Genomic DNA, 12,166 nt, shown 5'->3' on the forward strand with positions numbered 1-12,166 from the left:
AAGAGGGTTAGTAGAGGCTGTGGCCGTGCTGGCGGATCTGCTGGGCGCTCATCTTGCCGCGCACCACCCGGTAGACCCAGAGGGTATAACCGATGTTGATGGGCATCAGCACCCCGACAATCCCCAGCATGATGAAGAGGGTGCGCTCGCTGGAGGTGCTGTCCCACAGGGTCAGGCTGCTGGACGGATCCAGCGACGAGGGCAGCACGAACGGGAACAGGGCGATGGCGATGGTCAGCATCATGCTGGCGCAGGCGCCGCCACTGGCGAGCAGGGCCGTGCGCGGCAGCTCGCGGGCGCTGGCCAGGCTGCTCACCATGGGCAGCACCAGCCCGAGGGCCGGCACGCACCAGAGCCAGGGATGGGCGACGAAGTTGGCAAGCCAGCCCTGCTGGGCCACCCCCACCTCCTTCATCAGCGGGGTGAGCGCCCCGTTGATATCCCCTATCTCCAGTACCCGGTAGCCGGCCATCTGGCTGAGCCAGACGCCGCCCAGGGCAAACAGGCCGCTCGCCAGCGGGCCGAGCCAGAGGCTCTGGCGGGCGCAGCGCCGGGCGATCTCCCCCTGGGTCTTGCACTGCAGGAAGCTGGCACCGTGCAGCAACAACAGCGCCAGCGCCGTTCCCATGCAGGTCAACAGCAGCGGCCAGTGGAAGTCAAAGGCACCGTAGTGGATGCGAAGGGCCGCATCGAAGCGAAACGGCAGCCCCTGCAGCAGAAAGCCCAAGGTTGCGCCAAACACCAGGGTCGGCAGCAGGCCGCCCACCACCAGGGCGCGATCCCACCAGCGGCGCCAGACCGGGTCCGCCAGCTTGCTGCGATAGTCAAAACCCACCGGCCGCAGGAACAGGCCGAACAGCAGGAACATGAAGGGCACGTAGAGCGCCGAGAAGGCGGCGGCATAGACCAGCGGCCAGGCGGCGAACAGGGCGCCGGCCCCGGCGATGAGCCACACCTGGTTGCCCTCCCACACCGGCCCCACGCTGTTGAGCAGCACCCGCCGCTCCTCGTCGTTCTTGGCCACCACCGGCAGCAGCATGGCCACGCCGAGATCGAAGCCGTCCATCACCACGAAGCCGACCAGCATGAACAGCACCAGCCCCCACCAGATCAATTTCAGGGTTTCGTAATCCATCAGGCAGGACTCCCGTTTTGCAACACTTCACCTTGATAGCGACCCGTTTGCAGGCTGGCGGGCCCTTTGCGGATCACATGACGCAACAAGAACAACTCCACCACCAGCAGGCTGGTGTAGATGAGGCAGATGGAGATCAGGCTGAACCAGAGCTGGCCCGAGGTCAGCAAGGAGACGGACGCCGACACCGGCAGCACGTCGCTGATGGTCCACGGCTGGCGACCGAACTCGGCCACGAACCAGCCCGCCTCGATGGCAATCCAGGGCAGCGGAATAGACCAGAACAGGGCCTTGAGCAGACGAGGGGATTGCACCAGCTTGCCCCGGCACAGCTGCAGGAAGGCAGCGGCAAAGAGCGCCAGCAGCACCACGCCGATGCCTACCATCAGCCTAAAGCTCCAGAACAGCGGTGCCACCTGGGGGATGGAGTCCGCCACCGCCTTGGCGATGGCCGCCTCGTCCGCCTTGCCAATCTCCTTGGCATAGGGGGTGAGCAAGAGGCCATAGCCCAGATCCTGGCGATGACGCTCGAAGGTGGCTCGCGCCGCCTGGTTGCTGCCATCGGCCCGCATCGTTTCCAGCGCCTCGTGGGCCAGCATGCCGCTGCGAATGCGTTCCTCGTGCCGCGCCTTGAGATCTTTGAGGCCCGTCACCTGTTCATCGAGGGAGCGGGTGGCGATGATGCCCATCAGATAGGGGATCTTCACCGCGGCATGGGTGGTCTCGGCGGCCTGATCCGGAAAGCCGAACAGGGTGAAGGAGGCCGGCGCCGGCTCGGTGTGCCACTCCGCCTCGATGGCGGCCAGCTTCACCTGCTGCACCTCACCGGTGCGATAGCCCGACTCGTCGCCCAGCACGATGACCGAGAGGATGGCCGCCAGCCCAAAGCCCGAGGCAATGGCAAAGGAGCGCAGGGCGAAGCGCACCTCCATGCGGCGCAGCAGATACCAGCTGCTCACCCCTATCACGAACAGGGAGGCCGCCACATAACCCGCCGCCACCGTGTGCACGAACTTGACCTGGGCCACCGGGTTGAAGATCACCGCGGCCACGTCCACCAGCTCCATGCGCATGGTCATGGGGTTGAACTCGGCGCCGACCGGGTTCTGCATCCAGCCGTTGGCGATGAGGATCCAGAGCGCGGAGAGGTTGGAGCCGAGCGCCACCAGCATGGTCACCAGCAGGTGCTGACCGCGGGAGAGCTTGTCCCAGCCGAAGAAGAACAGACCCACCAGGGTGGACTCGAGGAAGAAGGCCATCAGCCCCTCCACCGCCAGCGGCGTGCCGAAGATGTCGCCGACATAGTGGGAGTAGTAGGCCCAGTTGGTACCGAACTGGAACTCCAGGGTAATGCCGGTGGTCACCCCCATCACGAAGTTGATGCCAAACAGCTTGCCCCAGAAACGGGTGATGTCTTTGTAGATCACCTTGCCGGTCATCACGTAGGCCGACTCGGCGATCACCAGGATCCAGGACAGCCCCAGGGTGAGGGGCACAAACAGAAAGTGGAACATCGCCGTCGCCCCGAACTGCATTCGGGAGAGGCTGACCACATCATCCAGGCTTATCATGCATGACTCTCTATGTTGCATTTAACAGACAGGTTTTCGCCCGTTAAGTACATCACGGTCCATGACACCTATAACAGATGCAGTTATAGTGAAATACACCTATAACAGTTTAAACCCACCATGTCCCTATACGGCCAGCTGGCAGATCAGCTGCAACAGCAGATAACGAGCGGCCTCTGGCAGCCGGGGGAGCGCATTCCCTCCATCCGCCAGAGCTGCAAGACCCATGGCCTCAGCCCCATGACGGTGCTGCAGGCCTATCAGCTGCTCGAAAGCCGCGGCCTCATCCTGGCACGGCCCCAGTCCGGCTACTACGTCAAGGCCGCCCCCTCCCGCCCGGCCGCCAGCCTGCCCCAGCAGGCCCACTACAGCGGTTCGGTGGACATCAACGATCTGGTGTTCGAGGTGCTGCAGGCCAGCAAGTCGCGGGAACTGGTGCCGCTCGGCATGGCGGTGGCCGATCCCACCCTGTTCCCCCACCCCCAGCTCGGCCGGGCGCTGGCCAGCAGCATGCGCCGGCTCGACCCCTTCAGCACGGTGGCAGACCTGCCCCCCGGCAACGAGGCGCTGCGCCGGGCCATCGCCCAGCGCTACGCCGGCGAGGGGCTGGCGGTAGATCCCCAGCAGATCATCATCACCACCGGCGCCATGGAGGCGCTCTCCCTCAGCCTGCAGGTACTAACCGAGCCCGGCGACTGGGTGGTGGTGGAGTCCCCCACCTTCTACGGCGCCCTGCAGGCCATCGAGCGACTCAAGCTAAACGCGGTGGAGATCCCGGTGATCCCGGGGGTGGGCATCGATCTCGCCCTGCTGGAGGAGGCCCTCGCCCAGCGCCCCATCAAGGCGTGCTGGCTGATGGGCAATGTCCAGCACCCGCTCGGTCACACCATGCCGGATGACCACAAGCAGGCGCTGATGGCGCTGCTCAACCGGCGTGGGGTGGCGCTGGTGGAGGACGACGTCTATGCCGAGGTCTACTTCGGCCGCGAGCGGCCAAGGCCCATCAAGTATTGGGATACCAGTGGCGACAGCCTGCTGTGCAGCTCCTTTTCCAAGTGCCTGGCGCCCGGCTTTCGGGTCGGCTGGGTGGTGGCCGGTCGTAACGCCGAGCGGGTGCAGCGACTGCAGCTGATGTCGACCCTCTCCACCAATGTGCCAAGCCAGCTGGCGCTGGCCGAGATGCTGCGCCAGGGCGGGGTGGATGCCCACTTTCGCCGACTGCGCCACACCCTGGCCCAGCGCCAGCAGCAGATGCGGGCCGCCCTGCTGCGCCTGCTGCCGGGGGAAGTGAGCATCTCCTCCCCCGATGGCGGCTACTTTCTCTGGCTCGAATTTGACCCGCGCCTCGACAGCCGCGCCCTGCACGCCCAGGCGCTGGCCAGCGGTTTTTCGCTGGCCCCCGGCGCCCTCTTCTCCAGCAAGGGGCTGCACAACCACTGCCTGCGCCTCAACAGCTCCCATCCCTGGAGCGAGCAGCTGGAGGCGGCCCTCACCCGGTTGGCCGAGCTTATCCATCGGCAACTGGCCGTTATCCCCACCAAAAACAACAAGGCCCCGTGACGGGGCCTCATCGACAATCCTTGTCCCTGACGGGGTTCAGGCCGGCTGCGCCAGCTGGGCCACCTGCCGCTCTATGCTGCCTTTGAGGTTGTCATCGAGCTTGAGGGCGCGCGCCAGCTCGTCCAGATAACCGCGCTCCATGAAGTGATCCACCTCGATGGCAAGCAGGGAGGCGAGGTAGACCTCGGTCGCCAGCTCCATGTCGGTCACTTCTCGCGCCAGGGCATGGGGGTCGAGCGGGCGGGCCAGCTCGGCATCAATCCAGCGAGCCGCATCGCTCTGGCCCTGTTCGGTCAGGTACTGCTGGATCTTCTGGCGCTCGTCGCCGTCGATATGACCGTCGGCCCGGGCTGCCGCCACCATGGCGCGCACCAGCAGGGCTGCTCTGGCATCCAGCGCATTGCCCTGCAGGGTATCGAGGGGCTGGGTCGGCTGGGCCGGGCTTGACTGCTGGGCCTGCCAATCCTGATAGAGCTTGTAGGCCAGCCCGCCGAGCGCCGCCGCGCCGCCCACCGCCGCCACCTTGCCGCCATATTTGCGCATCTTCTTGTTGCCAAGCAGCAGGGCCATGGCGCCGGCCGCCAGGCCCCCTTGCGCCATCCCCTTCATCTGCGCCTTGCGACTGTCGCCGCCTTCGTTGAGCCAGCCTTTGCCAGCGCCCAACAACTGATCAAGCATCTGTTTCATCATGACTCCTCGCAATTGACTCCCCCATGCTTGCGCCGGGCCGATGAACCAAGAGTGAATGAGGCCCCATTATCGCAGCACAGCCTGTGCATCCCGTCGCCATTCGCGGTATACCTGAAACAGGTCAACAAGGAGCAACCGGATGCGCACCCTCACCCCATGGATCCCCCTCGGCCTGGCCCTGCTGTGCGGCCCCGCCAATGCCGCCAGCGAGCTTGATCGCCCGGCCCAGCAAGCCAAGCTGGATGCCGCCTGCCAGCAAGCCCAGCAACAGCTGGTCGAACAGGGCAAGCAACAGCGGATCGACGCCTGCATCAAGGCGGGCGGCAAGGCCGCCAAATGCCAGCAGGAGTTCGCCAGCTTCGGTCAGCGCGAGGGCAACAAGCGGCCCGATCTCAACAACCTGGCCCCCTGCCAGCAGGCTGACGCCTATCGCAAGAGCTACCGGCAATGACCCTCAATCAAGGAGCACCCATGACCCCACCCCGCGAGCTGACCCTGCAGTTTCTGGCCGAGCCCGCCGACGCCAACTTCGGCGGCAAGGTACACGGCGGCATGGTGATGAAGTGGATAGATCAGGCGGGCTACGCCTGCGCCGCCGGCTGGTGCGGCGGCTACGCGGTGACCGTCTACGTGGGTGGGATCCGCTTTTTGCGCCCCATCCAGATAGGCCAGCTGGTAGAGGTGCACGCCCAGGTGATCCACACCGGCACCACCAGCATGCACCTGGCGGTGGATGTCTACAGCCGCCACCCGGCCAGCCGGGAGCGCCACAAGACCACCCACTGCATCATCATCTTCGTGGCCATGGACGAGAGTGGCAAACCGACCCCGGTGCCCCAGTGGCAACCGCAAAACGAGAGCGATCGGCAGTTGCAGCAGTACGCCCTCAAATTGATGGCCCTGCGCGAGCAGATCGAACAGGAGATGCGCCAGCACCTCTAGCCGGGTCACCCGCAACACCAGACAGGTCCCCATCAGGGAGCAGCCCTGTATAATGGCGTTTTCCCCGTTACGGAGTCTGTCATGTCATTGGAAACTGCCCCGCCCGAGGTCCAGCTCGCGGTGGATCTCATCGAACTGCTGGAGACCAACCGGATTGAACCGGCCCTCGCCCTGGCGGCGCTGGCCATCGTCTCCGCGGACTATCAGCGCAAGCTCAACGAAGGCAAAGAGTGCTGAGCAAGGTTGCCTTGCCACCCATCGCGTACAGGAGGTGTCATGACAGATCCCATCCGTTTTGAAACCGGCCGCCCCATGCTGCTCGGCGGCCTGCGCCGTCACCATGCCTTCGCCCACGCCGACTTCGGCGGCCAGTGGCGCGATTTCAGCGCCCTGGGTCCGCTGCCGGGCCAGCTCGGCGAGCATGCCTACGGTGTCATCTGCGGCGTCACCGCCACCGAGTGCGAATACATGTGCGCGGTGGAGGTCGCCGCGCTGGAGGTGCTGCCCAAGACGCTGGGGCGGATGCGCATCGAGCCCCAGACCTATGCCGTCTTCCTGCATCAGGGGCATGTCTCGACCATGCCGCACACCTGGCAGCAGGCACTGGACTGGCTGGCGCAGTCCGCTTACCAGTCTGCCCACAAGCCCGATTTCGAGCGCTATGGCGCCGCCTTTGACCCGGACACCGGCAGCGGCGAGGTCGAACTCTGGCTCGCCGTGCTGCCGCGCCAGGCCATCGCCTGAGCATCCCGCGCTCCCTGTCCTGATAAACCGGCAAGGTTTAACCCAGACGAGGGGCTGACTCGGCGCTCGGGCAGTGCAAGGATATGGCTCCCCTACTGCCCGAGAGTTGTTATGGATAACCAGGAATGTCTCGACCAGGCCGGTCTCTGGAGCCGCTCCGCCCGCATCATGACGCTGGCCTGCCTCATCGTCTTCATGGCCCAGATGGCCACCACCGTTTACCTCCCCTCCCTGCCCGTGGTGATGACGGATCTCGCCATGACCCGGCAAGGGGCCGAGCTCTCCATCTCGCTGTTCGTCATCGGCGCCGCCCTGCCGGTGCTGTTCTGGGGCGCCGCCGCCGATCGCTACGGTCGCCGGCTACCCCTCGCCCTGTCACTCTTGCTGTTTGTCGGCCTCAGCCTGCTGCTGGCCACCACCAGCCAGGGGCCGCTACTGCTGATCCTGCGCACCCTGCAAGGAGTGGCGGCCGGCGGCGCGGCCATCATCGCCCGCATCCTGGTGCGGGATCACTGGCACGGCGATGAGCTGGCGCGCCGCCTCTCGGTGCTCTCCATCGCCTTCATCACCGCCCTCGGCGGCGGTCAGTGGATAGGCGGCCTCATCAGCCGCTATGCCCATTGGCAGCTGGGATTCGTGCTGATGGCCGGGGTCGGTGTGCTGGCGCTGCTCTTGATGAGCAGCCTGCCGCTGCAGGGGCCCAATCCGGCGGCGACGAGCGGCGGCATGTGGGCCCGTTACGCCAGCCTGCTGCGCCGCCCCGGCTTTTTCTGGCCGGCCTGCGCCGGTGGCATCGGCTTTGCCATCACGGTGACCCTGCAGGAGGTGAGCCCCTTCGTGCTGCAGCAGGGATTTGCCCTCCAGGTCACCACCTTCGGCAGCCTGGGGTTGCTGATCGGTATCGCCTACTTCGCCGGCGCCATGACGGTCAACCGGCGGGTCGCCCGGGTGGGAGGCCACCAGCTGATGCGCCAGGGGGCCGCGCTCATACTGCTGGCGGCCGGCGGCATGCTGCTGCTCTGGGCACTGGGCGCCCTGCAGGGCAGCGGCGGATTGGTGGCCATGATGACCTGCTACTGCCTCATCATCTTCGGGCAGGCGGTGCTCTTTCCCAACAGCATGGCGCTGGCGGTGAGCGATGGCCGCGAGCACGGCGCCTACGCCATGGCCCTGTGCGGCTTCCTGCAGCAGGGGGTGGCCGGGGTGGCTGCCGCCGGCGCCACCCTAGTGAGCCATCACGGTGCCTGGGCCCCGCTCGTCTTCACCCTGGCGCTCATCACCCTGCTGATCGTGCGCACCAAGGTGCGCTAAGCAGGCACCTGCCTGCGTCCCCTCACCGCTCAGCGGGCCCCATCACCCGATCGCACAGGCTGATGAGGGCCTCGCAGAGCCGAGTGAGCGGCTCGCCGCGCTCAGCCCCCAGGTGCAGCGCCAGCTCCACCGGCGCCACCGCCGGCCAGTGGGTCAGCTCCCGCTGATCCGGCTGCAGCAAGCGCCGGGGCAGCAGGCTGACCCCGATCCCGGCGCTCACCGCCCCCTGCAGGCTGGCCAGGCTGGCGCTGACGTAGGCGATGCGCCAGCGTCGCCCCATCCCGTCGAGTGCCTCGGTCACCTGCCGCCGATAGAGCCCTTCGCTCGGGAACACCACCAGCGGCAAGGGATCCCGCTCGCTGGCGGGCCAGGCACGGCTGTCGACCCAGGCCAGCGGTTCGCGCCAGCAGGCGCGCGGCGCCCCCTGTCCCCGCGCCTGTTTGACCAGCGCCAAGTCCAGCTCGCCGGCCTCGAAGCGCTGCCAGATCTCGTGGCTGAGGCCGCTGTGCACCTCCAGCCGCACCTGCGGGTAATCGCGGGCAAAGGCTGCCAGCACCGGGGCGATGGCACCGGCGGCAAAATCCTCCGGTACCCCCAGGCTCAGTTGCAGGCTGGCCTCGGCCACCTGCTCCTCGGCCCGGGCCAGCAGGGCCAGGATGCTGCGGGCCAGCCCCAGCAGCTTTTCTCCCTCTGCCGTGGTCACCACCTGGCGACCGGAGCGGTCCAGCAGCGGGCAGCCGAGCTGCTGCTCGAGCCGCCGCATCTGCTGGCTGATGGTGGATTGGGTGAGGTGCACCCGTTCACCAGCGCGGGTAAAACTGCCGCTGTCGACGATGGCGACAAAGCTGCGCAGCAAGAGGGGATCCAGCATGGCGACTCCATTTACAAAACCACTGGATGTCATTCTATCATTTAATTTCCCCATGACTGATTCCCCCGCTAGGCTGGTCTCCTCCCATCCCCTTGCCTCGAGGATCCGTCATGCCCCACTCCCTTGCCGAACCCACCGGCTCACGCCTGATCGCGTCGCTGACCGCCAACCCCAGCCATCAGGAGTGGCTGGAGCAGGCACTGCAACTGGCACTCCATAACCGCCGACAGGGAGGCCGCCCCTTTGCCGCCCTGCTGGTGCAAGGCAACCAGCTGGTGACCAGCGCCGTCAACGGCATGCACCAGGATGGCGACCCCACCCGCCACGCCGAGCTGGAAGCCCTGCGCCAGGCCAGCCAGGTCGGGCCGCTGGCGGGCGCCATCGTCTACGCCAGCGGTCACCCCTGCCCCATGTGCCTGAGCGCCCTGATGATGAATGGTATCGCCGCCGTCTACTACGCCTTCGATAACGAGGATGCAGCCCCGTTCGGCTTTGACAGCACGGCCGCCTACCACAAGCTGGGCCTGCCCCTCGCCCCTGCCCCCCTGCCGCTCATCAAGCTGCCGAGCCCGCTGGCCGCCGCCGAGCTCTATGGTGCACAAGACCATGGTTGAGGCCCGCAACGATGCGCGCCAGCAGCAGGCCCTGCTGGTGCTGGTGATCCTGATAGGGCTCAACCTGCGACCGTTTCTCACCGCCATCGGCCCCCTCAGCCGCGACATTGCCGAGGCGCTCGGGCTTGGCATGGACACCCTGGCCTGGCTGACCTTGCTGCCGCTCTGGCTCATCGGCGGCGGCGTGCTGCTCACTCCGGCCCTGCGCAGTCGCACCGGGCCGCTCCAATTGCTGGGGGCGGCCCTGCTGCTGCTGGGACTGGGCAGCGCCATGCGCTTCGAGGCAGGCAGCGGCGCCCTGCTCATCGCCAGCGCCGCCCTCTGCGGGCTGGGTTCGGCCCTGGTGCAGGGAGTGCTGCCCGGCCTCATCAAGCAGGCGTTCGCGCAGAAGGTGCCGCTGGTGATGGGCATCTTCTCGGCCTGCATGATGGGGGGCGGGGCGCTGGGCGCCAGCCTCACCCCACAGCTCGCCGCCCGGCTCGACTGGTCCCAGGCGCTGGCGCTGTGGAGCCTGCCGGTGCTGCTGGCCATGGGCTGGCTCGGCTGGCGGGTACGGCTGCCCGCAGCGCCGGTGGCAGTGTCCGGCGGCGGCGAGCAGCGCCTCATCAGCCTGCCCCGCAGCTGGCTGCTGATAAGCTGCTTTGGCATCATCAACAGCGGTTACGGCATCGTCGTGGCCTGGCTGGCGCCGGCCTACATGGCGCAGGGCTGGAGCCCCCAGCAGGGGGGCGAGCTGGTGGCCTGGCTGGCGCTGGCCCAGACCGTGAGCGGCCTCGGCCTGCCGCTGCTGGCCGCCCGCCGGCTCGATCGCCGGCCCTGGATGGGATTGGCCATCGCCATGCAACTGGCGGGCTTTGGCGGCCTCTGGCTGGCGCCGACTGCCGCCCCCATCCTCTGGTGCATGCTGTGCGGCGCCGGGCTTGGCGGCAGCTTCTCCCTCATCATGGTCATCGCGCTCGATCACCTGCCGGATCCGCGCCGTGCCGGCACCCTCAGCGCCCTGATGCAGGGGTTCGGCTTCATGCTGGCGGCCACCGGCCCCTGGGTGGCTGCTCGCCTGCATCACCTGAGCGGTGACTTCGCAGCCGCCTGGCAGTGGCAGCTGGCCGGTCTGGTGCTGATGAGCCTGCTGGTTCTGCGTCTCGACCCGCGTTACTACCCGAGGGCGATGCGACAATCCAGCAACGAAGCCACGGCTCCGTTGACGCGGGACAACCCTTCCGCCTAGCTCAATCGCCAAAACAAAAACACCGGCCTGTGGCCGGTGTTTTTCACTGTCAACGCGGGGAGTGAGAGGGCGCTTAGCGCCCCTTCTTCTGCCGCCCACCCTGCCCGGCGCGCGGTTTGCCGGCAGCCGGTTTGGCCCCCTTGTTCGGGGTGCCTTTGCCTGCGCTACCTTTGGCCGCGCCGCCTTTGCCGGCAGCCCCCTTGCCGGCCGGGCTCTTGCTTTCGAATGCCGACGGTCCCGGCACGTTGGGACGCCCGCCAATCTCGTGGTCATCATCCCGGCGCGGTTTTTTGCCCGGTGCCGGCTTGCCGGCTTGTGCGGCGGACGCCTTGGGTTTACCGCCCTGCCCGGCGGCAGCTTGCCCGCCTTTGGCCGGTTTCACCTCGGAGGAGGAGTCTTCAATCAGCTTGAACAGCTCGATCAGCTCGTCGTCGGTGAGATCGCGCCACTCGCCCACCGGCAGCCCCTTGAGGCTGACGTTCATGATGCGGATGCGCTCGAGCTTGGTCACCTCGAAGCCGAAGTGCTCGCACATGCGGCGGATCTGGCGGTTCAGCCCCTGCACCAGGGTAATGCGAAACACGAACGGCGCCTCTTTCTTCACCTTGCACTTCTTGGTGACAGCACCCAGGATCGGCACCCCGGCGCCCATGCCCCGGATAAACTCGTCGGTGACCGGCTTGTCCACGGTCACCAGATACTCTTTCTCGTGATCGTTGCCCGCCCGCAGGATCTTGTTGACCAGATCGCCGTGGTTGGTCAGGAAGATGAGCCCCTGGGAGTCCTTGTCGAGCCGGCCGATGGGGAAGATGCGGGTACTGTGGTTGACGAAGTCGACGATGTTGTCCTTCTCGCCCGCCTCAGTGGTGGAGACGATACCCACCGGCTTGTTGAGGACGATGAACACCAGGCTGTCCGCCTCGCGCGGCTCGATCACCTGGCCGTTGACCTTGACCAGATCCCCGGCAAACACCTGATCCCCCACCCCGGCCCGCTTGCCGTTGATGAAGACGTTGCCCTGCTCGATAAAGCGGTCGGCCTCGCGGCGCGAGCAGATGCCGCTCTCGCTGATGTATTTGTTCAGGCGCATGGATTCATCAGCCAGCATGGGTCACCTGCCACTGGCCTGCGGCCTGGATCCGGGTCATCAGGGCGGCACACTGCCGGTTCACTAACTCAAAATTGTGCATATCATTCCATCTTCAAAAAAGGCCTCTACCGACCTGTCCGGCAAAAAGCGCCGACACATTAACATATTGCCCCCTGACACACGCCGGATAGTTGCACTCGGCCCGCCCCCTTCTTGCAAAATGCGCCCCCTGTCACGCGGCCAGCCCCCGGTATTGCATCGTCATGCGCGGCCATTCGATTGCCGCCAGCGCCGCCGAAGTCAGCATGGCAATGGCCACTTCCGCCGTTGCACGGGATCTTCTCGCTACGCCATAAAGATGCATGAAATATGCAGAAACCGATAACCCAAGCCAAATGACAGCAACATTT

Annotated in this window: 13 protein-coding genes; 8 read left to right on the forward strand and 5 right to left on the reverse strand. The window is 66.3% G+C overall.

The genetic code is table 11. The annotated features are described in order from the left end of the window. Window positions 1–7: 7 nt before the first annotated feature. On the reverse strand, window positions 8–1,135 hold the full coding sequence (gene cydB / locus C2U40_RS13000) for a cytochrome d ubiquinol oxidase subunit II (RefSeq protein ID WP_011705533.1): 1,128 nt from the start codon (window positions 1,133–1,135) through the stop codon (window positions 8–10). Further along, window positions 1,135–2,706, reverse strand: a complete 1,572-nt coding sequence (locus C2U40_RS13005; protein WP_103827703.1) for a cytochrome ubiquinol oxidase subunit I — start codon at window positions 2,704–2,706, stop codon at window positions 1,135–1,137. The genes cydB and C2U40_RS13005 overlap by 1 nt, the downstream gene beginning before the upstream one ends. Before the next feature lie 120 nt (window positions 2,707–2,826). On the opposite strand from C2U40_RS13005, the gene C2U40_RS13010 reads away from it, so the two are divergent. Beyond that, window positions 2,827–4,266, forward strand: coding sequence for an aminotransferase-like domain-containing protein (locus C2U40_RS13010; protein WP_103827702.1), 1,440 nt, complete (start codon window positions 2,827–2,829; stop codon window positions 4,264–4,266). Between the two features lie 36 nt (window positions 4,267–4,302). Here the strand turns inward: C2U40_RS13010 and C2U40_RS13015 are convergent, their stop codons facing one another. After that, complete coding sequence (locus C2U40_RS13015) at window positions 4,303–4,953, reverse strand: tellurite resistance TerB family protein (protein ID WP_017409909.1); 651 nt, start codon at window positions 4,951–4,953, stop codon at window positions 4,303–4,305. 142 nt (window positions 4,954–5,095) lie between these two features. Between C2U40_RS13015 and C2U40_RS13020 the strand changes: the two genes are divergently transcribed. The 5 genes from C2U40_RS13020 to C2U40_RS13040 all read left to right on the forward strand — a co-directional run bounded on the left by C2U40_RS13020 (window position 5,096) and on the right by C2U40_RS13040 (window position 7,953). Further along, window positions 5,096–5,407 (forward strand): hypothetical protein, encoded by a 312-nt coding sequence (locus C2U40_RS13020; RefSeq protein ID WP_011705528.1) that lies wholly within the window; start codon window positions 5,096–5,098, stop codon window positions 5,405–5,407. Window positions 5,408–5,427: 20 nt separating this feature from the next. Continuing rightward, window positions 5,428–5,898: an acyl-CoA thioesterase gene (locus C2U40_RS13025; protein ID WP_103827701.1), complete on the forward strand. Its 471-nt coding sequence runs from the start codon at window positions 5,428–5,430 to the stop codon at window positions 5,896–5,898. A gap of 81 nt (window positions 5,899–5,979) precedes the next feature. After that, window positions 5,980–6,135 carry a pleiotropic regulatory protein RsmS gene (rsmS, locus tag C2U40_RS13030; protein WP_005299504.1) on the forward strand — a complete coding sequence of 52 codons (156 nt, stop codon included), beginning with the start codon at window positions 5,980–5,982 and terminating at the stop codon, window positions 6,133–6,135. A 39-nt stretch (window positions 6,136–6,174) separates the two neighbouring features. Next, window positions 6,175–6,642: a GyrI-like domain-containing protein gene (locus C2U40_RS13035; protein ID WP_103827700.1), complete on the forward strand. Its 468-nt coding sequence runs from the start codon at window positions 6,175–6,177 to the stop codon at window positions 6,640–6,642. A 111-nt stretch (window positions 6,643–6,753) separates the two neighbouring features. Beyond that, window positions 6,754–7,953: an MFS transporter gene (locus C2U40_RS13040; RefSeq protein ID WP_103827699.1), complete on the forward strand. Its 1,200-nt coding sequence runs from the start codon at window positions 6,754–6,756 to the stop codon at window positions 7,951–7,953. Between the two features lie 22 nt (window positions 7,954–7,975). Here the strand turns inward: C2U40_RS13040 and C2U40_RS13045 are convergent, their stop codons facing one another. Further along, window positions 7,976–8,824, reverse strand: coding sequence for a LysR family transcriptional regulator (locus tag C2U40_RS13045; RefSeq protein WP_016350286.1), 849 nt, complete (start codon window positions 8,822–8,824; stop codon window positions 7,976–7,978). 110 nt (window positions 8,825–8,934) lie between these two features. Between C2U40_RS13045 and C2U40_RS13050 the strand changes: the two genes are divergently transcribed. Beyond that, on the forward strand, window positions 8,935–9,438 hold the full coding sequence (locus C2U40_RS13050; protein ID WP_103827698.1) for a nucleoside deaminase: 504 nt from the start codon (window positions 8,935–8,937) through the stop codon (window positions 9,436–9,438). Continuing rightward, complete coding sequence (locus C2U40_RS13055) at window positions 9,431–10,666, forward strand: cyanate transporter (RefSeq protein ID WP_103827733.1); 1,236 nt, start codon at window positions 9,431–9,433, stop codon at window positions 10,664–10,666. Before C2U40_RS13050 ends, C2U40_RS13055 begins: the two co-directional genes overlap by 8 nt. Window positions 10,667–10,739: 73 nt before the next feature. Here the strand turns inward: C2U40_RS13055 and rluF are convergent, their stop codons facing one another. Further along, window positions 10,740–11,774, reverse strand: coding sequence for a 23S rRNA pseudouridine(2604) synthase RluF (gene rluF / locus C2U40_RS13060; RefSeq protein WP_103827697.1), 1,035 nt, complete (start codon window positions 11,772–11,774; stop codon window positions 10,740–10,742). Between the last annotated feature and the right edge of the window lie 392 nt (window positions 11,775–12,166).

The organism is Aeromonas sp. ASNIH4, assembly GCF_002934425.1.
Taxonomy (GTDB): Bacteria; Pseudomonadota; Gammaproteobacteria; order Enterobacterales; family Aeromonadaceae; genus Aeromonas; species Aeromonas hydrophila.

Bases quoted from the DNA above. Each gene is read 5' to 3' on its own strand.
- C2U40_RS13015 (WP_017409909.1), bottom strand. From the start codon at position 4,953: ATGAAACAGATGCTTGATCAGTTGTTGGGCGCTGGCAAAGGCTGGCTC.
- C2U40_RS13055 (WP_103827733.1), top strand. From the start codon at position 9,431: ATGGTTGAGGCCCGCAACGATGCGCGCCAGCAGCAGGCCCTGCTGGTG.
- C2U40_RS13035 (WP_103827700.1), top strand. From the start codon at position 6,175: ATGACAGATCCCATCCGTTTTGAAACCGGCCGCCCCATGCTGCTCGGC.
- C2U40_RS13005 (WP_103827703.1), bottom strand. From the start codon at position 2,706: ATGATAAGCCTGGATGATGTGGTCAGCCTCTCCCGAATGCAGTTCGGG.
- C2U40_RS13050 (WP_103827698.1), top strand. From the start codon at position 8,935: ATGCCCCACTCCCTTGCCGAACCCACCGGCTCACGCCTGATCGCGTCG.
- rluF (WP_103827697.1), bottom strand. From the start codon at position 11,774: ATGCTGGCTGATGAATCCATGCGCCTGAACAAATACATCAGCGAGAGC.
- C2U40_RS13040 (WP_103827699.1), top strand. From the start codon at position 6,754: ATGGATAACCAGGAATGTCTCGACCAGGCCGGTCTCTGGAGCCGCTCC.
- rsmS (WP_005299504.1), top strand. From the start codon at position 5,980: ATGTCATTGGAAACTGCCCCGCCCGAGGTCCAGCTCGCGGTGGATCTC.
- C2U40_RS13020 (WP_011705528.1), top strand. From the start codon at position 5,096: ATGCGCACCCTCACCCCATGGATCCCCCTCGGCCTGGCCCTGCTGTGC.
- C2U40_RS13045 (WP_016350286.1), bottom strand. From the start codon at position 8,824: ATGCTGGATCCCCTCTTGCTGCGCAGCTTTGTCGCCATCGTCGACAGC.
- C2U40_RS13010 (WP_103827702.1), top strand. From the start codon at position 2,827: ATGTCCCTATACGGCCAGCTGGCAGATCAGCTGCAACAGCAGATAACG.
- C2U40_RS13025 (WP_103827701.1), top strand. From the start codon at position 5,428: ATGACCCCACCCCGCGAGCTGACCCTGCAGTTTCTGGCCGAGCCCGCC.
- cydB (WP_011705533.1), bottom strand. From the start codon at position 1,135: ATGGATTACGAAACCCTGAAATTGATCTGGTGGGGGCTGGTGCTGTTC.